General features: G+C 57.0%; 22 protein-coding genes and 1 pseudogene. 22 read left to right on the forward strand and 1 reads right to left on the reverse strand.

All coding sequences use genetic code 11. The features are described 5' to 3' along the window. The first annotated feature begins 10 nt into the window (after nt 1-10). From ftsZ to ABC336_RS27785, 14 genes and pseudogenes are all read left to right on the forward strand, one after another. On the forward strand, nt 11-1126 hold the full coding sequence (ftsZ, locus tag ABC336_RS27720) for a cell division protein FtsZ (RefSeq protein WP_413241744.1): 1116 nt from the start codon (nt 11-13) through the stop codon (nt 1124-1126). Between the two features lie 334 nt (nt 1127-1460). Then, on the forward strand, nt 1461-2387 hold the full coding sequence (gene spoIIGA / locus ABC336_RS27725; RefSeq protein ID WP_413242624.1) for a sigma-E processing peptidase SpoIIGA: 927 nt from the start codon (nt 1461-1463) through the stop codon (nt 2385-2387). A gap of 27 nt (nt 2388-2414) precedes the next feature. Beyond that, nucleotides 2415-3137 carry an RNA polymerase sporulation sigma factor SigE gene (gene sigE / locus ABC336_RS27730; RefSeq protein WP_413241745.1) on the forward strand — a complete coding sequence of 241 codons (723 nt, stop codon included), beginning with the start codon at nt 2415-2417 and terminating at the stop codon, nt 3135-3137. Nucleotides 3138-3375: 238 nt separating this feature from the next. Continuing rightward, entirely contained in the window at nt 3376-4158 is a 783-nt protein-coding gene (sigG, locus tag ABC336_RS27735; RefSeq protein ID WP_413241746.1) for an RNA polymerase sporulation sigma factor SigG, read from the forward strand. A 619-nt stretch (nt 4159-4777) separates the two neighbouring features. After that, a complete protein-coding gene (locus tag ABC336_RS27740; RefSeq protein WP_413241747.1) occupies nt 4778-5443 on the forward strand; it encodes a hypothetical protein in 666 nt (221 codons plus the stop codon). Nucleotides 5444-5568: 125 nt separating this feature from the next. Next, entirely contained in the window at nt 5569-5844 is a 276-nt protein-coding gene (locus ABC336_RS27745) for a YlmC/YmxH family sporulation protein (RefSeq protein ID WP_413241748.1), read from the forward strand. Between the two features lie 104 nt (nt 5845-5948). Next, on the forward strand, nt 5949-6797 hold the full coding sequence (pgeF, locus tag ABC336_RS27750) for a peptidoglycan editing factor PgeF (RefSeq protein ID WP_413241749.1): 849 nt from the start codon (nt 5949-5951) through the stop codon (nt 6795-6797). 21 nt (nt 6798-6818) lie between these two features. Then, a complete protein-coding gene (locus ABC336_RS27755; RefSeq protein ID WP_413242625.1) occupies nt 6819-7520 on the forward strand; it encodes a YggS family pyridoxal phosphate-dependent enzyme in 702 nt (233 codons plus the stop codon). Next, nucleotides 7520-7981: a cell division protein SepF gene (locus ABC336_RS27760; protein ID WP_413241750.1), complete on the forward strand. Its 462-nt coding sequence runs from the start codon at nt 7520-7522 to the stop codon at nt 7979-7981. The genes ABC336_RS27755 and ABC336_RS27760 overlap by 1 nt, the downstream gene beginning before the upstream one ends. 7 nt (nt 7982-7988) lie before the next feature. Beyond that, nucleotides 7989-8261, forward strand: a complete 273-nt coding sequence (locus ABC336_RS27765) for a YggT family protein (RefSeq protein ID WP_413241751.1) — start codon at nt 7989-7991, stop codon at nt 8259-8261. Between the two features lie 21 nt (nt 8262-8282). After that, a complete protein-coding gene (locus ABC336_RS27770; RefSeq protein WP_413241752.1) occupies nt 8283-9065 on the forward strand; it encodes a YlmH family RNA-binding protein in 783 nt (260 codons plus the stop codon). Nucleotides 9066-9150: 85 nt separating this feature from the next. Then, the gene (locus ABC336_RS27775) at nt 9151-9642 is read left to right on the forward strand and encodes a DivIVA domain-containing protein (protein WP_413241753.1); all 492 of its coding nucleotides are present in this window, start codon (nt 9151-9153) and stop codon (nt 9640-9642) included. A 592-nt stretch (nt 9643-10234) separates the two neighbouring features. After that, nucleotides 10235-13323: pseudogene (gene ileS, locus ABC336_RS27780) on the forward strand (isoleucine--tRNA ligase). Nucleotides 13324-13417: 94 nt separating this feature from the next. After that, nucleotides 13418-13750, forward strand: coding sequence for a DUF5665 domain-containing protein (locus ABC336_RS27785; RefSeq protein WP_413241754.1), 333 nt, complete (start codon nt 13418-13420; stop codon nt 13748-13750). Here the strand turns inward: ABC336_RS27785 and ABC336_RS27790 are convergent. Next, nucleotides 13744-14487, reverse strand: a complete 744-nt coding sequence (locus ABC336_RS27790) for a TraR/DksA C4-type zinc finger protein (protein WP_413241755.1) — start codon at nt 14485-14487, stop codon at nt 13744-13746. The genes ABC336_RS27785 and ABC336_RS27790 overlap by 7 nt on opposite strands. A gap of 191 nt (nt 14488-14678) precedes the next feature. On the opposite strand from ABC336_RS27790, the gene lspA reads away from it, so the two are divergent. The 8 genes from lspA to carB all read left to right on the forward strand — a co-directional run bounded on the left by lspA (nt 14679) and on the right by carB (nt 25280). After that, on the forward strand, nt 14679-15194 hold the full coding sequence (lspA, locus tag ABC336_RS27795) for a signal peptidase II (protein ID WP_413241756.1): 516 nt from the start codon (nt 14679-14681) through the stop codon (nt 15192-15194). Then, nucleotides 15166-16131: an RluA family pseudouridine synthase gene (locus ABC336_RS27800; protein WP_413241757.1), complete on the forward strand. Its 966-nt coding sequence runs from the start codon at nt 15166-15168 to the stop codon at nt 16129-16131. The genes lspA and ABC336_RS27800 overlap by 29 nt, the downstream gene beginning before the upstream one ends. A gap of 167 nt (nt 16132-16298) precedes the next feature. Continuing rightward, nucleotides 16299-17534, forward strand: a complete 1236-nt coding sequence (locus tag ABC336_RS27805; RefSeq protein WP_413241758.1) for an LL-diaminopimelate aminotransferase — start codon at nt 16299-16301, stop codon at nt 17532-17534. A gap of 343 nt (nt 17535-17877) precedes the next feature. Then, nucleotides 17878-18447, forward strand: a complete 570-nt coding sequence (gene pyrR / locus ABC336_RS27810) for a bifunctional pyr operon transcriptional regulator/uracil phosphoribosyltransferase PyrR (RefSeq protein ID WP_413241759.1) — start codon at nt 17878-17880, stop codon at nt 18445-18447. Next, a complete protein-coding gene (locus ABC336_RS27815) occupies nt 18444-19343 on the forward strand; it encodes an aspartate carbamoyltransferase catalytic subunit (RefSeq protein ID WP_413241760.1) in 900 nt (299 codons plus the stop codon). Before pyrR ends, ABC336_RS27815 begins: the two co-directional genes overlap by 4 nt. Before the next feature lie 70 nt (nt 19344-19413). Next, complete coding sequence (locus ABC336_RS27820) at nt 19414-20703, forward strand: dihydroorotase (RefSeq protein ID WP_413241761.1); 1290 nt, start codon at nt 19414-19416, stop codon at nt 20701-20703. 232 nt (nt 20704-20935) lie between these two features. After that, nucleotides 20936-22081 (forward strand): carbamoyl phosphate synthase small subunit, encoded by a 1146-nt coding sequence (locus tag ABC336_RS27825; protein ID WP_413241762.1) that lies wholly within the window; start codon nt 20936-20938, stop codon nt 22079-22081. After that, complete coding sequence (gene carB, locus ABC336_RS27830) at nt 22068-25280, forward strand: carbamoyl-phosphate synthase large subunit (RefSeq protein ID WP_413241763.1); 3213 nt, start codon at nt 22068-22070, stop codon at nt 25278-25280. Before ABC336_RS27825 ends, carB begins: the two co-directional genes overlap by 14 nt. Nucleotides 25281-25325: the final 45 nt, after the last annotated feature.

Here is a 25325-nt window from a genome sequence, read left to right on the forward strand (position 1 = left end):
GGGAAACAGAATGTTGGAGTTCGATTTTGATATGGAGCAGCTGGCGCAGATCAAAGTGATCGGCGTAGGCGGCGGGGGCAGCAATGCAGTAAACCGCATGATCGACAACGGCGTCAAAGGCGTCGAATTTATAACTGTCAATACAGATGCGCAGGCGCTGCATCTGGCCAAATCCGAGCATAAGCTGCAGATCGGCGATAAGCTGACGCGCGGTCTTGGCGCAGGCGCCAATCCGGAAGTGGGCAAGAAAGCGGCTGAAGAATCACGGGATCTCGTTGCTAATACGCTAAAAGGTGCCGACATGGTCTTCGTGACTGCCGGCATGGGCGGTGGAACAGGTACAGGGGCGGCTCCGGTCATCGCCGAGATCGCCCGTGAATGCGGCGCATTGACGGTCGGTGTCGTGACCCGTCCGTTCACCTTCGAGGGCCGCAAGCGCTCAGGACAAGCTGAGCTGGGTATCGAGGCCCTGAAGGACAAGGTCGATACGCTGATCGTCATCCCTAACGATCGACTGCTGGAGATTGTCGACAAGAAGACGCCGATGCTCGAAGCGTTCCGGGAAGCTGACAATGTACTGCGACAAGCTGTCCAAGGCATCTCTGACCTGATCGCCGTACCGGGCCTGATCAATCTCGACTTCGCGGACGTCAAGACGATCATGACCGAACGTGGTTCGGCGCTGATGGGTATCGGTGTCGCGACCGGCGAGAATCGCGCGGCAGAAGCGGCGCGCAAAGCGATCATGAGTCCGCTGCTGGAGACGTCCATCGACGGCGCCAGAGGGGTGATCATGAACATCACCGGCGGCTCCAATCTGTCGTTGTACGAGGTCAACGAAGCGGCCGAGATCGTCATCGCCGCGTCGGATCCGGAGGTTAATATGATCTTCGGTGCGATCATCGACGAGGAGCTCAAGGATGAGATCAAGGTTACCGTCATCGCGACCGGCTTTGAGCACAAAGGACCGGATCCGATGCGGCGGGCGCCTGGCCAGCCGGCAGCAGATACAAGCGGCGAGCAGCGTCAGCCGGCGTCCAGTCCCAAGCCATTCGGCGGCCAGACGAGCAGCGATCAGCTGGATATCCCGGCATTCCTGCGCAACCGTCCCCGCAATGACCGTTAATCGTCATAACCATCATCTAGACCTATAGCTGTGTTTCTTCGGAGCTTGCTGCCGGAGAACACAGCTTTTTTGTCGTTGTACAAAGGCATGGGGCGGGCTGGCCTCGCTTGGGGAGGACGGCCCTGTCGATTGGGGGGATTCGTCAAGCTCCGCCGCACTCGACAAAAAAAGATCGGTCATGACGGCATGTTTAGACAGACATTGAAATAGTATTTTACTATACTAGTCTCAACCGTTTCCGCCGGAGGTACCGCCGGTGGTGCATCGCTGTCTCAGCGCACCGGGTTGTCCGATTCGCGTCAAGGCAGGAGGTTGAGCTGTTCTGATTGTATATATTGATCTGGTATTTCTGATGAATTTTGTAATCGACGGCAGCCTGCTCTATGTGACGGCTTGGGTGAGGGGCGTGCGGCTGCGTATGCTCCGCCTGATCGCCGCTTCGGCGATCGGCGCCTGCTATGCGGCGATGATGTTGTTACCGCAGGTGTCGTTTATGTACACGTTCGCAATCAAGATTGTGTTGTCGCTGCTGATGCTCTGGACGGCATTCGGCTTCGGGGGACTCCAGTCCTTTGCTAGGCATGTGGCGGCGTTCTATGGTGTCAATTTTGCTGCAGCAGGCGCCGTACTCGGCGGTTATTATCTGCTCCAGAGCTCCAGCGAGCTGTGGAACGGACTGTGGTTCACCCGTTCGGGGGGGCTTGGAGCCGAGCTCAATATCGGTCTGGGGCTGCTGCTCGTGTTGCTGGCAGCGGGGCTGTTGATCTACCGGAGCGTACTGGCTTCGCGACGGCAGCGGGAGCAGGTCCGCTCTCATGTGGCGGCAGTAACGGTGTACATCGAGGAGGTGGAATGCCGCTGCATGGGGCTCGTCGATACAGGCAACCATCTTTACGACCCGCTGACTCGTATCCCGGTCATGGTCATGGAGGCGGGGTTGTGGCGTGAGGAGCTGCCCCCGTCGTGGCTGGAGCGTATCCGTGAATCAGAGGTCGACAAGCTGGTATCCGGTATTGGTGAAGAAACCTGCGCCTGGCAAGACCGACTGCGGCTCGTTCCCTACCGCGGGATTAACCGCGGCACCCAGTTCATGCTGGCACTCAAACCGGATCGCGTGCAGATCGAGCAGGAGGGACGGATCATAGAAACGCACAGGGTGCTGATCGGTCTCGATGGAGGTAAACTGTCGGCAGACGATGTGTATCAAGCAATTATTCACCCATCGCTCATTTCAGAATCTAAGGAATCGTCGTCTCAATGACGGTTGACGACAGGGAGGATTGCAGTCATGGTTGTGAAGTGGAGATTGGTCCTGCAGTTATATTATTACCGTGTGCTGTTTTTATTCGGGTTAAAAAGCAATGAGATCTATTATATCGGGGGCAGCGAGGCGCTGCCGCCGCCGCTAACGAGGGAAGAAGAAGAGTATCTGCTGGGCAAGCTGACGAGCGGGGATGCGGCAATCCGGGCGATGCTGATCGAACGCAACCTGCGGCTGGTCGTTTACATTGCCCGCAAGTTCGAGAACACAGGCATCCATATCGAGGATCTGGTCTCGATCGGCGCGATCGGGCTGATCAAGGCGGTCAACACCTTCGATCCCGAGAAAAAAATCAAGCTGGCTACTTACGCCTCCAGATGTATCGAGAATGAGATCCTCATGTACCTGCGCCGCAACAACAAGACACGCTCGGAAGTGAGCTTCGACGAACCGCTCAATATCGATTGGGACGGCAACGAGCTGCTGCTCTCCGATGTGCTCGGAACCGAGAACGATACGATCTACCGCAACATTGAGGAGCAGGTCGACCGCAAGCTGCTGCACAAGGCGCTGGAGAAGCTGACGGAGCGCGAGCGCATCATTATGGAGCTCCGCTTTGGTCTTACGGACGGCGAGGAGAAGACTCAAAAGGATGTTGCAGATCTTCTGGGCATCTCGCAATCCTACATCTCCCGGCTTGAGAAACGGATCATCAAACGGCTCCGCAAAGAGTTCAACAAGATGGTGTGAACCAAGCATTTTATCCGATTTTGGAGCGGAATGCAACGTTGGCAGACAAGGAATAATTCGGGTGGCCAAGGGGATAATGTACAGTAATGTTTCTCCTTGAAATATAAGCAGTAAATGTTACCTGATCTACCTGGCTTATATTTCTCAGGAATGAAACTTACTACGCCGGTGCTTACGAAGCTAGTTTTGCTTTGCAAAACTTTTAGGCGAAGCCGTTTCACCTTGGGAGGTAATCACGTTGACCCGAAACAAAGTTGAAATCTGTGGAGTGGATACTGCCAAACTGCCCGTCCTCACCAACGCCCAGATGAGAGAGCTGTTCACGGAACTGCAGACCCGGGGGGAGTTGTCCGCCAGGGAGAAGCTGGTGAACGGCAACCTGAGGTTAGTGCTCAGCGTGATTCAACGGTTTAACAACCGCGGCGAGTTCGTCGATGACCTGTTCCAGGTCGGCTGCATCGGTCTGATGAAGGCGATCGATAATTTTGACCTGGGCCAGAACGTCAAGTTCTCCACTTACGCCGTACCGATGATAATCGGAGAGATCCGACGGTATCTTAGAGATAATAATCCGATCCGCGTCTCGCGGAGCTTGCGCGACATCGCCTACAAGGCGCTGCAGGTAAGAGACAGTCTGACGAATCAGAATTCCCGCGAACCGACGATCTTTGAAATATCCGAAGCGCTCAATGTGCCGAAGGAGGATATCGTCTTCGCGCTTGATGCGATCCAGGACCCGGTCTCCCTCTTCGAGCCGATCTATCAGGATGGCGGCGACCCGATCTTCGTCATGGATCAGATCAGCGATGACCGCAACAAGGATGTCACCTGGATCGAGGAGATCGCGCTGCGGGAAGCGATGCACAAGCTGGGCGACCGTGAGAAAATGATCCTGTCGATGCGCTTCTTTGAGGGCAAAACCCAGATGGAGGTTGCGGACGAGATCGGCATCTCGCAAGCCCAGGTGTCGCGGCTGGAGAAGTCGGCGATCCAACAGATGCAGAAGCATGTGAAGACATAAGACATAAGATATAAGGCTGCCTGGCGGCAGCAAAGGGACGGCGCGCGAGCGCCGTCCTTTAATGTGTGGCGGTGAAGACGGTGAGTCGTGCAGGCCCCGAAATGGTGCTTAGAGGTGGATGGTGAGTCGTGCAAGCCCCGAAATGGTGCTTAGAAGTGGAGCGGCGATGGGGCGCGGTCAGTACAAGCTCCAAAATGATGCTTAGAGATAGACGGTGAGTCGTGCAGGCCCCGAAATGATGCTTAGAGGCGGTGCGGCGGCGGGCTACGGGTTGTGCAAGCCCCGAAATGGTGCTTAGAGATAGATGGTGAGTCGTGCAAGCTCCGAAATGATGCTTAGAGGTGGAGCGGCGGCGGGGCACGGGTTGTGCAAGCTCCAAAATGGTGCTTAGAGGCGGGGCGGCGACGGGGAGTGGTCAGTGCAAGCTCTGAAATGATGCTTAGAGATAGACTGTGAGTCTTGCAAGCCCGAGTTTGTTCAAAGTTGGGTTGTCGTGCCGTTTTTGGTTTGATAAAATGTACGTAAGCACATATCTTAAATGCGCGTGAAGCACACACCGCTCGTTTCTTCGGAAACTTGCGGCTTTTTTTGCGTGCTGGATAATCGGGAGGGTTAGGAAATGGTAAGCTTTGAAGAGGCGTACGAGCAATTTTTGCAGAAGCAAATGAGAGGTGCGAGGGGAAATCGGCTGGAACGATTGGAAAAGATCGGTGAAGGAGAAAAGAAGCTTTTGAAATTGATATGGAATATTTTTAAATCATTTGATGGTTTCCATTTGGAATATGAACTCATTGACTTCAATGGCGTGAGAATCTATCTTGATGTGTTTTATGAACCGCTCGGTATTGTGTTTGAGTGCGATGGGTTTGTAGTTCATGCTGAGTTGATAACGAGGGATCGGTTTACATTTGAGCGACTGAGGATTAGGAGTATGGCGATGCACAGGTACATCTACGTGCCGTTTAGCTATGACGAGCTGGATAAAAAGGCTGAAGCTTGCAGCAAATCCATCTTCGAATTGCTTGGCCGATTAGGCGCTTCGACAACCGAGCCATTTGCCGAATTGTCTCTGACAGAAAAGGCTTTGCTTCGTTATGTCAGAGAACTGAATCGTCCCTTCCGGATGAAGGACGTGATGCAATGTGTTAAAAAGAGCCGCGGGGCACATCAAAGGTACATAGCGAAGCTCATTGCAAAAGGCCTCATCACACCAGTCGGAGCAAATAAACAAAGCTATCACTTCTATGAGCTTAGTGATGCGGCGCGTGAACGATTGAAACAGTGAGGCAGCGCAACAAACGGTTGGTGTCATCGAGACAGGATGAGGGAACATATACTGATATCAGGAGTCCTTGGGCTTGCTCGCGTGGCGCAGGCGGCGGGACGAGTCTGGAATAGGCGGTGAATGCCTTGAAAATATCCGATTTTCAATCGAAGGACGTCATCAATATCGTCGATGGCAAGCGGCTCGGTCATGTGAGCGATCTGGAGCTGGATCTGCGCCAGGGACGAATCGATTCCATTGTAGTGCCGGCGTATACGCGCTTCTTTGGCATGGTAGGCGGCGGGGCAGACGTCGTCATCCCGTGGCGCAACATCGTCAAGATCGGCGCGGACGTCGTACTGGTGCGGCTGGACGACAGTAAAACGTACCGGTATGAGAGTGAAGAGGGAGAGCATCATTAGATCGGCTGTTGGCGGCTGAAGTCCGCCCGAAGCGAATGACTGCAGGGAGAGCGGCTCGAAAGCCGGACTGCTCCTATGGTACACTGGTATAGAGGTGATGGGAGATGGAACCATTCGAAAGCCGGGCGCATGCGGAGCGCCCTTCACTATATCTGTTGACTGCCTGGATGGATAACCATCCGGGCTTGACGGCAGGCTTCACCGGGCGCCATGGCGGAGTCAGCGGTCAGCACTGGCAGTCGCTCAATGTCGGCTTGCATGTCGGAGATGAACCGACACTTGTCGTGCGCAATCGGGAACTCGTCACCGAAGCGATCGGATGGGCCGCCGAGTCTTGGACTAGCAGCGAGCAAGTCCACGGCAATGCCGTTCATCATGTCAGCGCAGCCGAACGGGGGCGCGGCCGTTCGAGCCGGGAAGACGCGCTGGCAGACTGCGATGCGGTGGTGACTGCCGAGAAAGGAGTACTGCTAACCTCCTTGTACGCCGATTGTGTGCCACTATATTTCCATGACCCGCGACGCGAGGTGATCGCTCTGGCGCATGCGGGATGGAAAGGAACTGTCCTGGAGATCGCCTCGGCAACTGTCAGGGAGATGTCAGAGAAGTACGGCAGCAAGCCGGAGGACGTGCGTGCGGCAATCGGACCGTCGATCGGCAGCTGCTGTTATGAGGTGGATGAGCCGGTGATCTCCCGCGCTATGCCGCTCATCGAAGAACTGACGAAGCAGCCGGGGTCCGATAGGAGCGTCATGGTTACGCCTTCCAGTAAGGGCAAAGCACGCCTCAACTTGAAAGAAATTAACCGACAGATTATGATAAAAGCAGGAATATTGCCGATGAATATCGAATTAAGTACCAGATGTACCGGCTGTCGGACCGATCTGTTCTTCTCCCATCGTATGGAGGGAGGCAAGACGGGCCGCATGGCCAGCTGGATCGGCATGAGATGAGGTGATCACGGCTTGACAACAATGAAGCAACGAATAGAAGAAGTCGAACAACGCATACAGCAAGCATGTATCCGCAGCGGCCGCAGCAGAGAGCAGATACAGGTCATTGCCGTTACCAAATACGTATCGACCGCAACCACGCTTGAGGCCATCCGCCACGGGCTGCAGCATCTCGGTGAGAACCGCTGGCAGGATGCCCAAGCAAAATGGCATGCCGTGGAGGAGAACGGAGAGCAAGCAGCGCCGACGTGGCACTTTATAGGCTCGCTCCAGACCAACAAGGTTAAGGAAGTGGTCGGCCGCTTCACCTGGATCCACTCGTTGGACAGGCCTTCCCTGGCCAAAGAGATCAGCCGCAAAGCGGAACAGCTCGGCATCCGTGTGCCGTGTATGATCCAGGTCAATGTGTCTGGCGAGGACACCAAACATGGGCTGCAGCCTGAAGAGCTGCGACCGTTTGCAGCTTCACTGGCAGAGCTGCCGCATCTGCGGGTCGCCGGCTTGATGACGATGGCTCCTTACGAAGCCGAGCCGGAGCAGACCCGTCCGGTCTTCCGGCGGCTGCGCGAGCTCCGCGACGAGCTCAACGTGGCAGCAGTACTGCCTGAAGAAGTGCACCATCTGTCCATGGGCATGTCCAACGATTTTGAGATTGCCATCGAGGAGGGGGCGACCTGGCTGCGGCTGGGAACCGTTCTGGTGGGCAAAGAGGAGGAAGCGTAATGGGCGTAATGAACAAATTCATGAATTTTCTCGGCCTGCAAGAAGAAGAAGAGGTCATCGAACGGGAGAAGATCACTACGACTGCAGAGGATGAATCCGAACAGGATCATAACGCTTTCGAGAACCGCAGACAGCAGCAAGCCAAGAGCAATAACGTCGTCAGCATTCACTCCCAGAAAAACACTCGCGTCGTCCTGATCGAGCCGAGAACGTACGATGAAGCGCAGGAGATCGCCGATCATTTGCGCTCGCGCCGTCCCGTCATCGTCAATCTGCAGCGGGTGCGGAAGGAGCAGGCGGTCCGTGTCGTTGACTTTTTGAGCGGTACGGTATACGCTTTGAACGGTAACATTTCGAAGTTAGGGCCCAATATTTTCCTGTGTACGCCGGATTCAGTTGAAATTCAAGGCACCATCACGGAAATGATGGCGGAGGATGTTGATTACAATAAAATGAGGTGACCTTGAGTTGAATGAACATGCAATAGCTGATTTTATCAACACGCTTCGAACCATTTACACGTTTATGATTATCGGCTACGTCCTGATGTCCTGGCTTCCCAATCTGCGGGAGAGCTTCGTGGGGGAGCTGCTGGGCAAGTTCGTCGAGCCTTATCTGTCGGTATTCCGGCGGATCATCCCGCCGATCGGCGGCGTACTCGATCTGTCCCCGATCCTCGCCGTGTTCGCTCTGCAGTTTGTCGCTGCCGGACTCGTAGCGGTCATTAGCTTCTTCTTCTAGAAGAGCACGGGAGCGACACGAATGAACAATGATGTATACGAACATTTCCACCCGGATGAGCGTCCTTTTATCGACCGTGCTTCCGAATGGGTGAACCGCGCGGGCGACTGGCATGAACTGAAACGGACGGATTTTCTGGATCCGCGTCAGGTGTTCATCCTGACGACGCTGGCCCACCGCCACCCCGATGTGCATCTGCGCCTGGACGGCGGTTACGATGGCGCAGAGCGGCAGCGAGCCATAATTGCACCGGATTACCGTCCGCTGGAAGCTGAGCCGATGGGGATCTCGGTCCTCGCTATCGAAGCGAGCGACCGCAGCCCGCTGGAGTTGGATCACGGCGACTACATGGGCGCGATCCTGGGCTTGGGCATCAAGCGCGACCGGATCGGCGACATCCATGCCCACGAACACAGCTGTCACTGTCTGGTCACGGATGAGATTGCGGCTTATCTGAACGTCCATCTGCGGCAGGTGCATAGAGCGTCCGTCCTGACCGAGGTGCTGCCGCTTGAGGCATTCAAGCCAGCTGTCGCGGAACTGGAGGAGATCAGTCTCTCTGTCGCTTCGATGCGGCTGGACGGGATCGCCAGCGATGTCCACCGGTTCAGCCGGGCCCGCATCGTCGAACCGATCCGTGCCGGCAGATGCCGGGTCAACTGGAAGGTGACGGAGGACCCGTCCCGACTTCTCAAGGAAGGCGACGTTGTCTCGATCCAGGGACTGGGCCGTTTCAAGCTGCTTGAGGTGGAAGGCATGACCAAGAAAGGCCGGATCCGTGTGAGAGCGGGCAAATTTATTTGACGACTTGAAGGATTTTGCGCCTTATTGTCGAATTGGTTGATTGAATTACGTTGAGGGATCGTCATTTCGATGAGGAGGTGCGCCAATGCCGCTAACGCCATTGGACATACATAACAAGGAGTTTGGACGCAGACTGCGCGGATACGACGAGGATGAGGTCAATGAGTTCCTGGATCAGGTGATTAAGGATTATGAAGCGCTGATCCGCGAGAACAAGGAGCTGCAGAATCAACTGCTGACCGTGCAGGAGAAGCTCAATCACTTCGCCAACATCGAGGAGACGCTCAGCAAGACGATCATCGTCGCCCAGGAGGCAGCAGATGAGGTCAAGGGCAACTCCAAGAAGGAAGCCCAACTGATCATCAAGGAAGCAGAGAAAAACGCGGACCGCATCATCAATGAGTCGCTTGCCAAATCGCGTAAAGTCTCCCTGGAGGTCGAAGAGCTCAAAAAGCAGGCCTCTATCTACCGCTCGCGGTTCCGTATGCTTGTGGAAGCTCAGCTTGAGATGCTGAGTAAAGACGACTGGGATGCCCTGGAAGCGCCGCAGCCGGAGGGAGCCGCGGTCGAACGTTGACAAATGCCGTGGAAAACGTTATAAATAGGATTAACAATTAAGCTAGACTAAATTCGATGACGAGAACGAGTACGTTGCAAGGATGAACGCCAGAGAGTCGGTGGTCGCTGGGAGCCGATGTTCAGACTGCAGCCGAAGATCCTCTCCGAGAAGCAGCGCCGAAGCCATTAGAGTGTAGGTTCACCGCTAACTGAGAGTGGGTGTTTTGAGCTTTATTCCAATGAAGGTTCAAAATGATCGCTTTTCAGCACCGAGAAGGTTGGAGGCAATTCGAAATGAGGAGCGGAGCGTAGGGTAACCTACGTGAGCACCGGAAGTTTGAATTGCATTCAAGATTCGACGTCGAGTCGACTTCTCTGAGGTGGCATCGTGATCAAAAGCGGTCATTTTGAACTTCCTCTTTAAAAGAGTAGGTGTTGCCGGGTGTCCACCGTTACCATGGAGCGCGGATGATCGTCCGCGGCTAGAGCGCCGGCTCGCCTCTTTGGGGCGTGGTCCGGAAATAGGGTGGTAACGCGAGCAAGCCTCGTCCCTTAGGGAGAGGTTTTTTTGTTGTTTTATAGAAGAGAAAATGAGAAAGGAATGACGAGCAATGCAGCGTGTAGATGTCAAGGAACGTGCCCGCGACCGTGAGCTGAGGGTACTGGAGCAATGGAAGACGGAGGAGACGTTCAAACAGTCGGTAGAAAACCGCGAGGGCAAGCCGAACTTCGTATTCTACGAGGGCCCGCCGACCGCCAACGGCGCACCGCATATCGGCCATGTGCTGGGGAGGGTCATCAAGGATTTCATCTGCCGCTACAAGACGATGGCCGGCTACCGGGTCGTCCGCAAGGCGGGCTGGGATACGCATGGCCTGCCGGTGGAGCTGGGTGTCGAGAAGCAGCTAGGCATCTCCGGCAAACAGGAGATCGAGAATTATGGGATCGAAGCGTTCGTTAAGAAGTGTAAAGCGAGCGTGTTCGAATACGAGAAGCAATGGCGCGAGCTGACCGAGGGAATCGCGTATTGGACGGACATGGAAATCCGTACATCACCCTCGACAATCGTTATATCGAGAGCGTATGGCACATCCTCTCGACGATCCACGAGAAAGGGCTGCTGTATCGCGGCCATCGGGTCAGCCCGTACTGCCCGTGCTGCCAGACGACGCTGAGCTCCCATGAAGTGGCGCAAGGCTACGAGGATGTGAAGGATCTGAGCGCGACGGTCAAATTCCGGCTCAAGGACCGCGAGGAAGCGATCCTTGCCTGGACGACGACGCCTTGGACGCTTCCGGCCAACGTAGCGCTGGCCGTTAATCCGGAGCTGACCTACAGCCGGGTGCGTGTCGATGGCGAGATCGTCATCGTTGCCGAGAACCTGGTGGAGAGTGTCGTCAAAGGCGATTACGAAATTGCAGGCACACTGAAAGGCTCAGAGCTTGCGGGTCTCGCTTATGAGCCGCCATTGGCTTACGTGGAGGTAGACAAAGGGCATATCGTCATTGCGGCGGACTTCGTCACCGATAGCAGCGGTACAGGGATCGTCCATTTGGCTCCTGCGCACGGCGAGGATGATTACAAGGCGGTCAGACAGCAAGGCCTGAGCATGCTCAGCGTCGTTGATAGCACGGGTCGTTATGTCGATGCCGTCACCGATCTGGCTGGCCGGTTCGTCAAGGACTGCGATGTAGACATCGTCAAGATGCTCAGCGAACGCGGCCTGCTGTTCAGCAAGGAGCGTTACGAGCACAGTTATCCGTTCTGCTGGCGCTGCAAGTCGCCGCTTCTCTACTATGCGACCGAGAGCTGGTTCATCAAGACGACAGCCGTCAAAGATCAGCTGATCGCTAACAACAACGGGGTCGACTGGTATCCGGGCCATATCCGGGAAGGCCGCTTCGGCAAGTTCCTGGAGGATCTGGTCGACTGGAACATCAGCCGCAATCGCTACTGGGGCACGCCGCTCAACGTCTGGGTGTGCGACAGCTGTCATAGCGAGTATGCGCCGGGCAGCATCGAGGACATGCGTGCGAAGGCAGTGGGCGAGGTGCCTGCAGACATCGAGCTGCACAAGCCTTATGTCGATGAAGTTCACTTGCATTGTCCGCATTGCGACGGCGGCCGGATGACGCGGACCTCTGAGGTGATCGACGTCTGGTTCGACAGCGGTTCGATGCCATTTGCCCAACAGCATCATCCGTTCGAAAACGAGGAACGGTTTGCCCAGCAATATCCTGCGGATATCATCTGCGAAGGCATCGACCAGACGCGCGGCTGGTTCTACAGTCTGCTGGCCGTCTCGACGCTCTACAACGGCAAGGCGCCTTACAAGGCGGTTATCTCTACAGGACATATCCTGGATGAGAACGGACAGAAGATGTCCAAGTCCAAAGGCAATGTCATCGATCCATGGGAGATCATCGAGGCGTACGGCACCGATGCCTTCCGCTGGGCGCTGCTGGCGGACAGCGCGCCTTGGAACAGTAAGCGGTTCTCCAAGGGCATCGTCGCCGAAGCGAAGTCCAAGGTCATCGATACGATCGTCAATACGCATGCCTTCTTCGCGCTTTATGCTTCCATTGATGGCTTCTCGCCGGAGGCGCATGCGCCTCAGAAGGCAGAGAACAAGCTGGACCGCTGGATCGTCTCCCGTCTTCATACGCTCATCCAGCAGGTGAGCAAGGGGCTGGAGGCCAACGATTTCCTGAATCCGGCCAAGCAGATCGAGATCTTCGTCGACGAGCTTAGCAACTGGTATATCCGCCGCTCGCGTGATCGCTTCTGGGGCAGCGGGCTGACGGACGACAAGGTTCAGGCCTACCAAACATTGCGTGAGGTACTGCTGACGCTTGCCGGATTGATCGCACCATACGCGCCGCTCCTGGCCGAAGAAGTATATCGCAATCTTGGCGGCAAAGGCAGCGTGCATCTGACGGATTATCCGGCCGCCGACGAGTCGCTGATCGACAGCGAACTGGAGCGCGATATGGAGACGGCCCGCAGTATCGTCGAGCTGGCGCGCAATGTCCGCAACGAGACGGGCATCAAAACGCGACAGCCGCTCTCCAAGCTGATCGTCTCGCTCGACGGTCCGTTTGACCTGACGGCGTATGAAGAGATCATCAAGGATGAGATCAACGTCAAGGCAATCGAGGTCGAGCAGGGCGACAGCGGCTTCGTCGATTTCACGCTCAAGCTGAACCTCAAGCTGGCCGGACGCAAGTACGGCAAGCAGGTCGGGCCGATCCAGGCTTATCTGAAAGGTTTGTCGGCCGATCAGACACGCGAGGCGGTGCAGAGCGGCAGTCTGACATACGAGAGCGAGAACGGAGAGCAGCTAGTCATCGACAAGGAAGAGCTGCTGATCGAGAAGCAGGCCAAATCCGGCTTTGCCGCCGCATCGGGTAACCAGCTGACAGTTGCGCTGCATACCGAGATCACGCCGGAGCTGATCCAGGAAGGCTGGGTCCGCGAGGTGATCCGGGCGGTGCAAGATACCCGCAAGAAGCAGGACCTGCCGATCGAGAAGCGCGTGGCGCTGACATTGTCCGTGGATGATGAGCTGCAAGCGGCGCTTCAGGCGTTCGAGCATGTCCTGCAGGAAAATGTGCTGCTGACAGCGGTAGCCTATGGCGAAGCCGATGGGATGGAGCGTGTCGAGCTGGGCGAAAAAACGATTGGAATTTCCCTTCAATAAAGAGGATATACTGGTACTAAGAGACCGGTACGAAAAACGAGCTCTCACCTTTTGGGAAGAGCTCGTTTTTGCTTCGAAAGGAGGGGCAAGCAGGATGTCTAACCAAGAGGAGACGAGAGATTGGAAGCAGCTTCGGGATGCGCTTGATGCGCTCGAATCCAGGCTGCAAAAGGTGACGGTCGACATGGAGCGCTCCATGATCGCAGATTATGTGCAGCTGCTCAACCGACCGGCTTCGCTCATCTGGCGCAATCTGGTCGCAGGAGGCGCCAGAGGCATCGGGATCGCCATCGGTTTCACCTTTTTTGCCGCCACGATATTATACCTGCTGAAGCTGCTCGGGGCGTTGAACCTGCCGATCATCGGCGATTATATCGCGGATATCGTCAAGATCGTCCAGAATCAGCTGGAGGGAAAGTCTTACTGATACCCGCCATCCTCTGCATCCTCCACTTCCTCGTCCCATGAGAGCGTACGATCGCCTTCGCCGCTGCTGACGTAATCCCTGTACGCCTGATTGCGGACGAACACGCGCTGCGCACCGGTGATATCGGTGGCCAGGAAGCCTTCGAACGACTCGGTGTAGCCGTCCGCTTCATCGGCCTCGGTCATCCCCTGCTCGTAATTGTCCACATCTTGCTCAGCCATGGCAGGGGAATCGGCGTTGCCCCATTGCTCCACCATTTGCCAGCTGTCTTCCCCGTCAAAGCCGGTAGCATCCTGTTCATCGAGACTGGTGCGGCCAAATGGCGGCTGCAGGAATGACTCCTCTACCGGCCGGCGGTCGGACACCTGCTGCTGCGGTGAATGTTCGGCACAGTATAGGGTTGCGGGCAGCGCCTGAAGACGCTCGATAGGGATATCAACGCCACAGGTAAGACAGCGGCCGTAACGGCCGTCCTGGATGGCTCGCAGTGCTTCCTCCGTGCGGGCGAGCTCCAGCTCTACCAGCTCCCAAAGCGCCAGATCTTTGCCCCGCTCGAACATCTCGGTGCCCAGGTCGCCGGGGTGGTTGTCGAAGGTCGACAGCTCGCCCGTCGCATCGCGCAGGGAGGAGGCCAGACCGTATTCATTGTTCTCGTCCAGCTGCTTCTGCAGACGCTGTTGTTCTTGAGATAGATCCGCCATTAAAGCTGACAATTGTTCTTGAGATAATGGAGTCATATTCAGCCGCCTTCCGGATGGATAGTGAATGTAAGCTGCTGCATGCTTAGCATTTGCGGAGGGGGCTTGTTTTAATCGGGACAAGGCTAGGATGCCGTTCTCGATTTTTGGGAGGTGTGCTGGCAACCGGGGTCAGCCGTATGCTACAATATTTGGGATGATTATAGTTATGTACCCGGGGGGATAAAACAGTGAGGTATTATTATTATTGGATTGCGATTGCCGTTTTCATCCTGGACTTCATTACCAAGAAGGTAATCGAAACGCAGATGGAGATTGGCGAAAGAATCGGTGTGCTCGGCAACTTTTTTATTATCACCTCACACCGCAACCGGGGCGCTGCCTTCGGCATCTTGCAGGAACAGACGACCTTCTTTATAATCGTCACCTCCTTGGTAGTGATCGGCATCATCGGCTATATCTACATGAACCGCAACACCGGCAAGGTCCGGCTGCTGGCGGCGCTGGGACTTGTACTTGGCGGGGCGTTCGGCAATTTCCTGGACCGCGCGACGAAAGGGGAGGTCGTAGACTTCCTGCAATTCAACTTCGGCACATATACCTTCCCGATCTTCAATGTAGCGGATATGGGGATCGTCATCGGCGTGGGCCTGATCCTGCTCGACACGATCCTGGACATCAAAAATGAGGACAAGCCAAAGCAGGACGGAGAGAACAATGACCCAGAATTCAAACAACCAGTCTAACTTGCCTAATGATAATGAAGAAGAAACATGGGAATTGATCATCGATGCCGATAGCGCTGGGGAGCGGCTGGACAAGCTGCTGACCGAAGCGCTGGAGGAGGAGTCGGTCTCCCGGACACAAGTGCAAGAGTGGATCCGCAGCGGCTGCGTGCTGGTGAGCGGCCGAACAGTAAAGCCCAACTACAAGGTGGCCGAGGAAGACCGCGTCGCCGTGACGCCACCGCCTACGGAGACTACTGAGATTGAGCCGCAGGACATCCCCCTAGAGGTCGTGTATGAGGACGGCGATCTGATCGTCATCAATAAACCGCGCGGCATGGTCGTGCATCCGGCCGCCGGACATCCTGACGGTACGCTCGTCAATGCGCTGATGTACCATTGTAAAGATCTGGCTGGTGTAGGGGGCGAGCTGCGCCCCGGCATCGTGCACCGGATCGACAAAGATACGACGGGACTGCTGATGGCTGCAAAGAACGATCTGGCGCATCATGGCCTGGCTGAACAGCTCAAGGCTCATACGGTTACCCGCAAGTACATCGCTTTGGTGCATGGCAATCTGCCGCATGACCACGGCACGATCGATGCGCCGATCGGACGCGATCCGCAGGACCGCAAGCTGTTCAAGGTGACGGACCGGGGCGGCAAGCATGCGATCACGCACTTCGCCGTCCTGGAGCGGCTCGGAGATTATACCGTTGTAGAGTTGAAGCTGGAGACGGGTCGTACGCATCAGATCCGTGTCCACATGAAGTATATCGGCTATCCGCTGGCCGGTGATCCCGTATATGGACGCAACAAGACGATCGCCCTGCCGGGTCAAGCACTGCATGCTGCCGTGCTGGGATTCGTCCATCCGCGCAGCGGCGAATATCTGGAGTTCGAAGCACCGCTGCCGGCTGATTTTCAGCGCGAGCTGGAAGGGCTGCGGCAACGCTGATAGCAGACTGACAGCAGCTCGGGATTGGGGGATGGCGCTGCAAAAAGTGCAAACATTTCGCCACTTCCTGCATTAAGTCGATGAGGTGAACTAAGCTATGCTGAATAAGTTAGGAAACCGCTGAGCGCGGGTTTCCAATTTATCGAATAGGAAGGTGTTCATATACAATGGCACAGATCAATCAGAATTTCCTGGAGCTGCAGGGCAGCTATCTGTTCTCCGAGATCGCCAAGCGCCGCACCAAGTTCATCCAAGACAACCCGAATGCCGAGATCATCAGTCTGGGGATCGGCGACGTCACCCGCGGCCTGCCGGATGCCATCACCAAGGCGATGCATGCAGCAGTGGACGAGCTGGCTTCCCCCGGTTCTTTCCGCGGCTACGGTCCTGAACAGGGCTACGACTTCCTCGTAAATGCTATCATCGAGGGGGACTACAAGTCCCGCGGCATCGAGATCCAGTCGAACGAAGTATTCGTCAGCGACGGTTCCAAGTGCGACGTAGGCAACATCCAGGAGATCTTCAGCCAGGAGAGCATCGTGGCGGTGCAGGATCCAGTATACCCTGTATATGTGGATACCAACGTCATGGCGGGCCGTTCCGGCTCGTTCAATAAAGACAAAAATCAATACGAGAATATCGTTTATCTGCCATCTAATGCGGAAAATAACTTTAAGCCGAGCCTGCCGCAGTCGAAGGTCGATCTGATCTATCTCTGCTACCCGAACAATCCTACCGGTACGACGCTGACGAAGGACGAACTGCGGGCCTGGGTAGATTACGCCAAAGCCAGCAACAGCATCATCCTGTACGACTCGGCCTATGAAGCGTTCATCCGGGAGGAAGATGTCCCGCACAGCATCTACGAGATCGAAGGTGCCAAGGAAGTGGCAATCGAGTTCCGCAGCTTCTCCAAGACCGCAGGCTTCACCGGCGTACGCTGCGCCTACACCGTCGTGCCCCGCGATCTGAAAGCAAAGGACGCCAGCGGCAATGAAGTGCTCGTAGGCGACCTCTGGAACCGTCGTCATACGACCAAGTTCAACGGCGTGTCCTATGTGACGCAGCGAGGCGCGGCAGCGATCTATACACCTGAGGGTCAAGCCCAGATCGCCGAGCTGGTGGACTACTATATGACCAATGCAGCGATCATCCGCGATGGACTGAAGTCGCTGGGCCTCGAAGTGTACGGCGGCATCAATGCGCCATACATCTGGCTGAAGACACCGAGCGGTCTGGACTCCTGGGCATTCTTCGACAAGCTTCTCTCCGAGGCGAACATCGTCGGTACGCCGGGCGTCGGCTTCGGTCAGAGCGGTCAAGGCTACTTCCGCCTGACGGCTTTCGGCAGCCGCGAGAACACCGAAAAAGCGGTCGAGCGGATCCGCAAGCTGAGCCTGTAGATTAGCCCAGCAAAACTATTGACTTCTTTTGTCGAACATGGGATAATGCTTCTTAATGAAATGAAGTACCTTTAAGTTCAGTCCTGTGAGGCTGTCAAGGTAGCGTGATTATTGAGAGGTGTCGATCCTACTGATGTCGGACCAGACCTGCGCGAGCGGCCTGGCCCGTCGCCATGTGTTCATCGGCAGCTTTTGACTGCATGCATGCTCCTTGCGCCCCGCGCAAGGAGTTTTTTGTACTTATAGATTTATATGTTCCCGGGGCCCCCGCAAAGTACCTGATTACGCTTCGAAGAAAGGGCTCCACTTTGTGGGGATATTTGTCTGGAAGGAGCGGATAACGGTGAGTGAAGAACGCCATGACATCATGGACGAGACAGCCATCAGACGGGCTCTGACCCGGATCGCCCATGAGATCCTGGAGAAGAACAAAGGCATCGACAACTGTGTGCTCGTCGGCATCCGTACACGCGGCATCTACCTCGCGCGCCGCATAGCTGAGCGCATCCTGGAGATCGAGGGCAAGCAGGTCGTCGCCGGCGAGCTGGATATTACGAGCTACCGGGACGACCGCAGCGGGAGCAACGAGGGCGGCGGAGGGACGGCTGCCTGTGTAGACCGGGACGGCCAGTCGCTGGGCATCCAGGACAAGCGGGTCATCCTCTTCGATGACGTTCTCTACACGGGACGCACGATCCGGGCAGCGATGGACGCCCTGATGGATCATGGCCGGCCTCAGCTCATCCAGCTGGCCGTGCTGGCGGACCGCGGACACCGGGAGCTGCCGATCCGCGCCGACTATGTCGGCAAGAACGTCCCGACCTCCAAGCTGGAGAAGATCGAGGTGTACTTGAGCGAGATCGACGGGGAAGACAAAGTGACGATCATCCAACAGAGGGGGCAGCAAGCATGAGTGTGACGCAGCTGAGACAGAGGAGCTTGCTGGGCCTGAAGGAGCTGGACAAGGATGAGATCCTGTCGATCCTGGACCGTGCGGCCTACTGGGAGAACCAGCCGGAGAAGGTGCAGCCGGTCATACCGGGGCGATTTGTCGCCAATATGTTTTTTGAGAACAGCACCCGGACCCGCTTCTCCTTTGAAGTCGCGGAGAAACGGCTCGGCGCGGAGGTGCTGAACTTCACTGCCGCCGCTTCAAGCGTCGAGAAAGGCGAATCGATCTACGACACGGTGCGGACGCTGGAGTCGATGGGCATCGATGCCGGCGTGATCAGGCTCAAGCCGATCGGCGTACTGGCTGAGCTTGCGAGCCGGATCAAGGTACCGCTCATCAATGCCGGTGACGGCAACAATGAGCATCCGACCCAGGCGCTGCTCGATCTGTATACGATGCGCAAGCAGTTTGGACGGCTGGAGGGGCTGAGCGTAGCGATCATCGGTGATATCCTGCACAGCCGCGTTGCCCGCTCCAACCTGTGGGCGCTCCGGACGCTGGGCGCGCGGGTCGTCTTCTGCGCCCCGCCCAATATGCAGGCAGCAGATCTGGATGCGCCTTATGTCACAATGGACGAAGCACTGCGAGCCGATGTGGTCATGATGCTGCGCGTGCAGCTGGAGCGTCACGAGGGCGGCATGATCCGCTCGGCGGAGGATTACCGCCGTCACTACGGGCTGACGTCCGAGCGGGCGGGCCGGATCGCTTCCCACGCGATCATCATGCACCCGGCGCCGGTCAATCGCAATGTCGAGATCGACGATGAGCTGGTCGAGCACCCGCAGTCGCGGATCTTTACCCAGATGAGCCACGGCGTGCCGGTGCGGATGGCCGTGATCGAGCGGGCGCTCAGCTAGGAGGCGAACAGAACTTAACAGCCGGAGGACAGGCGGGCCGGCTTTCTATATCGAAGGGAGACGATGGACAATGGCATTATGGATACTGAACGGTAAGGTGTGGAACAAGGAGACGGGCGAGCTCGAGACCAAGCATGTGAGAATCGAGAATGAGCGCATCGCCGGTCTGTTCGACGCAGAGAGCGTCAGCCCGGAAACGGCGGGTGACGAGGTCATCGACGCAGCAGGCAAGCTCGTGTCGGCCGGTTTTATCGATATGCATGTGCATCTGCGCGACCCTGGCTTCGAATACAAAGAGGATATCGCAAGCGGCACCCGTTCGGCTGCCAAGGGCGGATTTACGACAATCGCCTGTATGCCGAACACGCGGCCGGTGACGGATACGCCGGAGACGGTTCGCTACATCTTGGATAAAGCGACTGCTCAGGGTGTGGTCAAAGTACTGCCTTACGCAGCTATTACCAAAAACGAGCTCGGCCGCGAGCTGACCGACTTCGCCGCCCTTAAGGAAGCAGGCGCGATCGGCTTCACGGATGACGGCGTCGGCGTCCAGAATGCCCAGATGATGAAGGACGCGATGAATCTGGCCGTGTCGCTGAACATGCCCATCATCGCGCACTGCGAGGATGACTCACTCGTCAAAGGAGCTTCCTTCACGGAAGGGAAGTTCGCCGAGAAGCATGGTCTCAAAGGCATCCCGAACGAATCGGAAGCGATCCATGTCGGCCGTGACATCCTGCTCTCGGAGGCGACGGGTGTCCACTACCACGTGTGTCACGTCAGCACAGAGCAGTCGGTGCGGCTGATCCGCCTGGCCAAGTCGATCGGCATCCGCGTCACCGCTGAGGTCTGTCCGCATCATCTGGTGCTCTCGGACGAGGACATCCCGGGCATGGACGCCAACTGGAAGATGAATCCGCCGCTGCGGACGCCAAGAGACGTTCAAGCCGTAATCGAAGGTCTGGAAGACGGCACGATCGACATGATCGTCACCGACCACGCGCCGCACAGCACAGAAGAGAAAGCGCGCGCGCTGGAGCTGGCGCCGTTTGGCATCGTCGGTTTCGAGACGGCCTTCCCGCTGCTCTACACCAAGTTCGTCCTGACCGGCAAGTGGACGCTGGGCTTCCTGCTCCAGCGCATGACCGAGGATCCGGCCCGCGTGTTCGGCCTGGAGAGCGGCGAGCTTGCCGCAGGCGCTCCGGCGGACATCACGATCGTCGATCTGGACAACGAGCAGGATGTCATCGAGGAGACCTTCCTCTCCAAGGGCCGCAACACGCCGTTCGGCGGCTGGAAGCTCAAGGGCTGGCCCGTCAAGACCATCGTGGATGGAAAAGTTGCCTGGTCGGAACAATAATTAATAGATTTCTATACGTATGAACTAACGAGTTGGCGATGAGATCGGAGAGGGCGGAATCGTTATGTAGAAGCGAAGCGCTCGCCTTTGTCCCCGGATTTTCACCGCTGCAAGGGTTGATAAGATCAGAAAATCTGGGGACAACAGCGATCGGAAGAACGATCCGTCCCGCGCAGATTATTTTCACCACACACGATATGAATGAGCCAACAAGGACTGAGGAGTGATACGGATGCAAGCGAGATTGTTACTGGAAGACGGAACGTTGTTCACCGGACGTTCATTTGGCGCCGAAAGCCAGCAGACGGGTGAGGTAGTATTCAACACAGGCATTACAGGCTATCAGGAGGTGCTCTCCGATCCATCCTATTGCGGACAGATCGTGACGATGACTTACCCGCTGATCGGCAACTACGGCATCACCCGCGATGACTTTGAGTCGATCTCTCCCTATATCCACGGGTTCGTCGTCCGCCGTCACGAAGAAGTGCCGAGCAACTGGCGTGCCGAGTATTCGCTGGGCACCCTGCTCAAAGAGTACGGCATCCCCGGCATCAGCGACATCGATACCCGGATGCTGACGCGCAAGCTGCGTCATCACGGTACGATGAAAGGCATCCTGACGACAGGCGCAGAGCGTGTCGAAGAGCTGATGGAGCGCCTCGGCGCGTCGCCGCTGATGCGAGACCAGGTCAAGCGTACCTCGACCAAACACGTCTTCTCCAGTCCGGGTCAGGCGGAGCGCATCGTCCTGATCGACTATGGCGCCAAGAGCGGCATCCTGCGCGAGCTGACCAAACGCGGCTGCGATGTCGTGGTCGTGCCGCATGATACGACGGCTGACCAGATCCGCAAGCTCAATCCGGACGGCATCCAGCTCTCCAACGGTCCTGGGGACCCCAAAGATGTACCGCAATCGGTGGAAACCGTAAGACAGCTGATCGGCGAATATCCGATCTTCGGCATCTGCCTGGGGCATCAGTTGTTCGCACTCGCCTGCGGCGCCGACACGACGAAGCTGAAATTCGGTCATCGCGGCGGCAACCATCCGGTCAAGGACCTGGAGACGGACCGCTGCTACATCACCTCCCAGAACCATGGCTACACGGTACTGGACGATTCGATCGAAGGCACCAATCTGAGCGTTACGCATATCAACAACAATGACCGGACCATCGAAGGTCTGAAGCATAACACCCATCCGGCGTTCTCGGTCCAATACCATCCGGAGGCAGCCCCGGGTCCATTTGACTCGAGCTATCTCTTCGATGAGTTCCTGGCGATGATCCGCCGTCATAAGCAGAACCACCCGCAGCCGCCGCGCCAAGCGCAGCTGTCCGAAGCGTCGAAAGGAGAATTGCAGTATGCCCAAAAATAAAGAACTCAAAAAAATCCTTGTCATCGGCTCCGGACCCATCGTTATCGGACAAGCGGCCGAGTTTGACTATGCCGGCACCCAAGCTTGCCAAGCCCTCAAAGAAGAAGGTATGGAAGTTGTACTGATCAACAGCAATCCTGCTACCATCATGACCGACACCAACATGGCTGACAAAGTTTACATCGAGCCGATTACGCTGGAGTTCGTCTCGCAGATCATCCGTCAGGAGCGTCCGGACGGCCTGCTGCCCACACTGGGCGGACAGACCGGCCTGAATATGGCCGTCGAGCTGGCCCGCGCTGGCGTGCTGGAGCGGGAGAATGTCAAGCTGCTCGGTACGCAGCTGACCGCGATCGAGAAGGCGGAAGACCGCGACCTGTTCCGCGACCTGATGCGCGAGCTGGAGCAGCCGGTACCGGACAGCACGATCGTCACGACGGTCCAGGAAGCCGTAGACTTCGCCAATGAGATCGGCTATCCGATCATCGTTCGGCCGGCTTACACGCTGGGCGGCACCGGCGGCGGCATCTGCGCCAACGAGGAAGAGCTGCTGGAGACGGTAGCTTCGGGGATCCGCTACAGCCCGATCAACCAATGTCTGATCGAGAAGAGCATCGCCGGCATGAAGGAAGTCGAGTACGAGGTGATGCGCGATGCCAACGATAACTGTATCGTCGTCTGCAACATGGAGAACTTCGACCCGGTAGGCGTCCACACCGGCGACAGTATCGTCGTCGCTCCGAGCCAGACGCTGTCCGACCGCGAGTATCAGATGCTGCGCTCGGCATCGCTGAAGATCATCCGCGCCCTGAACATCGAGGGCGGCTGCAACGTCCAGTTCGCGCTGGATCCGCAAAGCTATCAATATTATGTTATCGAGGTCAACCCACGGGTCAGCCGTTCCTCGGCGCTTGCGTCCAAGGCAACCGGCTATCCGATCGCCAAGATGGCGGCGAAGATCGCGATCGGCTATACGCTCGACGAGCTCGTCAATCCGGTAACCGGTCAGACGTATGCCTGCTTCGAGCCGACGCTGGATTACATCGTCTCGAAGATCCCGCGCTGGCCGTTCGACAAGTTCATCTCGGCAAACCGCAAGCTGGGCACGCAGATGAAAGCGACAGGCGAGGTCATGGCGATCGGCCGTACCTTCGAAGAATCGATGCAGAAGGCGGTCCGCTCGCTGGAGATCGGCGTTCACCGCATCTATCTTAAAGACGCAGAGCAGCTCGATGATGCGATCCTCCGCACCCGTCTGCAAAAGCCGGATGACGAGCGCATGTTCCTGGTAACCGAAGCGTTCCGCAGAGGGTACACGCTGCAAGAGATTCAGGATCTGACGAGCATCGACTGGTGGTTCCTCGACAAGCTGGAGGCGATCGTGAAGTTCGAAGACCGACTCCGCAAACAATCGTTAACCGATGAGCTGCTCTATGAGGCCAAGCGTATGGGCTTCACGGATCGTGCGATCGCCGAGCTGCGCCAGGAAGGCCAGCCGGGCAGCGAATTGACACGCGAAGCCGACGTCAGAGCACATCGTCTGGCACAAGGGCTGAAGCCGGTGTACAAGATGGTCGATACGTGCGCAGCCGAGTTCGAAGCGTCGACGCCATACTATTACTCGACATACGAGACAGAGAATGAAGTGACGCATACCGACAAGGAGAAAGTGCTCGTCCTCGGCTCCGGACCGATCCGGATCGGCCAGGGCATCGAGTTCGACTACTCCACCGTCCATGCGGTATGGGCAATCCAGGATGCCGGCTATGAAGCGGTCATCATCAACAACAACCCGGAGACCGTATCGACGGACTTCAACACGTCGGACCGCCTCTACTTTGAGCCGCTGTTCTTCGAGGATGTCATGAACGTCATCGAGCAAGAGAAGCCGATCGGCGTCATCGTCCAGTTCGGCGGCCAGACAGCGATCAACCTGGCGGCGCCGCTGAGCAAGGCAGGCGTACGGATCCTCGGCTCCAGCCTGGAGTCGATCGATTCGGCCGAAGACCGCAAAAAGTTCGAAGCGCTGCTCCGGGGGCTAGACATCGCACAGCCGGAAGGCAAAACCGTCACTTCCGTTGATGAGGCGGTCAACACGGCGAGCGGCCTGGGCTATCCTGTCCTGGTACGTCCGTCTTATGTCCTGGGCGGCCGGGCGATGGAGATCGTCTACTCCGACCAGGAGCTCCTGACGTACATGGAGCAGGCGGTGAAGATCAATCCGGAGCATCCGGTCTTGATCGACCGCTATATGCTGGGCAAGGAAGCGGAAGTCGATGCTATCTGCGACGGCGAGCAGGTGCTGATCCCGGGCATCATGGAGCATGTCGAGCGTGCTGGCGTCCACTCCGGCGACTCCATCGCGGTCTATCCGCCGCAGTCGCTCTCGGAAGATATCAAGCAGCAGATCGTCGACATCACGATCAAGATCGCCAAGGAGTTCAAGGTGCTGGGTCTGGTCAATATCCAGTTCGTTATCTCGGGTGAGAAGGTCTATGTGATCGAGGTTAACCCGCGCTCTTCACGGACCGTACCATTCCTAAGCAAAGTGACCAACATCCCGATGGCCAATCTGGCGACCAAGCTGATCCTTGGCGCGAAGCTGGCCGAGCAAGGCTATACAGAAGGCCTGTGGCCGGAAGACGAGTACGTCTCCGTCAAGGTTCCGGTATTCTCCTTCGCCAAGCTGCGCCGCGTCGATCCGACACTGACGCCGGAGATGAAATCGACGGGCGAGGTCATGGGACGCGACGTGCAGTATGCCAAGGCGCTCTACAAAGGGCTCATCGGCGCTGGTATGAGTGTGCCGCAATCGGGCGGCATCATCGCTACGGTATCGGACAAGGACAAAGCGGAAGCGATCGAGATCCTGCGCGGCTTCTACGAACTCGGCTACAACCTGATCGCCACTGGCGGTACAGCCAAGGCTCTCGAAGAGGCTGGCATGCGTGTGACGCGTGTGAACAAGCTGAGCGAGGGATCGCCGAACATCCTGGATCTGCTGCGCGGCGGCCAGGCGCACTTCGTGGTCAACACGCTGACCAAAGGCAAGACACCGGAGCGCGACGGCTTCCGGATCCGCCGCGAGGCGGTAGAGAACGGCGTCGTCTGTATGACGTCGCTGGATACCGTACGGGCGCTGCTCAACATGATGCAGACGATCAACTTCTCGTCGCGTCCGATGCCGGTACTGAAATAATCATGAACGTAGCGGCCAGCCCTGCGCTGTCCGCCCCGGACCTCC

It is taken from the genome of Paenibacillus jepli, from assembly GCF_047238105.1.
GTDB lineage: Bacteria > Bacillota > Bacilli > Paenibacillales > Paenibacillaceae > Paenibacillus_D.

What these genes read in the sequence shown, in the direction of transcription:
- ftsZ (WP_413241744.1), top strand. Translation starts at nt 11, where the DNA reads ATGTTGGAGTTCGATTTTGATATGGAGCAGCTGGCGCAGATCAAAGTG.
- sigE (WP_413241745.1), top strand. Translation starts at nt 2,415, where the DNA reads ATGGTTGTGAAGTGGAGATTGGTCCTGCAGTTATATTATTACCGTGTG.
- ABC336_RS27740 (WP_413241747.1), top strand. Translation starts at nt 4,778, where the DNA reads ATGGTAAGCTTTGAAGAGGCGTACGAGCAATTTTTGCAGAAGCAAATG.
- pgeF (WP_413241749.1), top strand. Translation starts at nt 5,949, where the DNA reads ATGGAACCATTCGAAAGCCGGGCGCATGCGGAGCGCCCTTCACTATAT.
- ABC336_RS27755 (WP_413242625.1), top strand. Translation starts at nt 6,819, where the DNA reads ATGAAGCAACGAATAGAAGAAGTCGAACAACGCATACAGCAAGCATGT.
- ABC336_RS27760 (WP_413241750.1), top strand. Translation starts at nt 7,520, where the DNA reads ATGGGCGTAATGAACAAATTCATGAATTTTCTCGGCCTGCAAGAAGAA.
- ABC336_RS27770 (WP_413241752.1), top strand. Translation starts at nt 8,283, where the DNA reads ATGAACAATGATGTATACGAACATTTCCACCCGGATGAGCGTCCTTTT.
- ABC336_RS27775 (WP_413241753.1), top strand. Translation starts at nt 9,151, where the DNA reads ATGCCGCTAACGCCATTGGACATACATAACAAGGAGTTTGGACGCAGA.
- ABC336_RS27785 (WP_413241754.1), top strand. Translation starts at nt 13,418, where the DNA reads ATGTCTAACCAAGAGGAGACGAGAGATTGGAAGCAGCTTCGGGATGCG.
- ABC336_RS27790 (WP_413241755.1), bottom strand. Translation starts at nt 14,487, where the DNA reads ATGACTCCATTATCTCAAGAACAATTGTCAGCTTTAATGGCGGATCTA.
- ABC336_RS27800 (WP_413241757.1), top strand. Translation starts at nt 15,166, where the DNA reads ATGACCCAGAATTCAAACAACCAGTCTAACTTGCCTAATGATAATGAA.
- ABC336_RS27805 (WP_413241758.1), top strand. Translation starts at nt 16,299, where the DNA reads ATGGCACAGATCAATCAGAATTTCCTGGAGCTGCAGGGCAGCTATCTG.
- ABC336_RS27815 (WP_413241760.1), top strand. Translation starts at nt 18,444, where the DNA reads ATGAGTGTGACGCAGCTGAGACAGAGGAGCTTGCTGGGCCTGAAGGAG.
- ABC336_RS27820 (WP_413241761.1), top strand. Translation starts at nt 19,414, where the DNA reads ATGGCATTATGGATACTGAACGGTAAGGTGTGGAACAAGGAGACGGGC.
- ABC336_RS27825 (WP_413241762.1), top strand. Translation starts at nt 20,936, where the DNA reads ATGCAAGCGAGATTGTTACTGGAAGACGGAACGTTGTTCACCGGACGT.
- carB (WP_413241763.1), top strand. Translation starts at nt 22,068, where the DNA reads ATGCCCAAAAATAAAGAACTCAAAAAAATCCTTGTCATCGGCTCCGGA.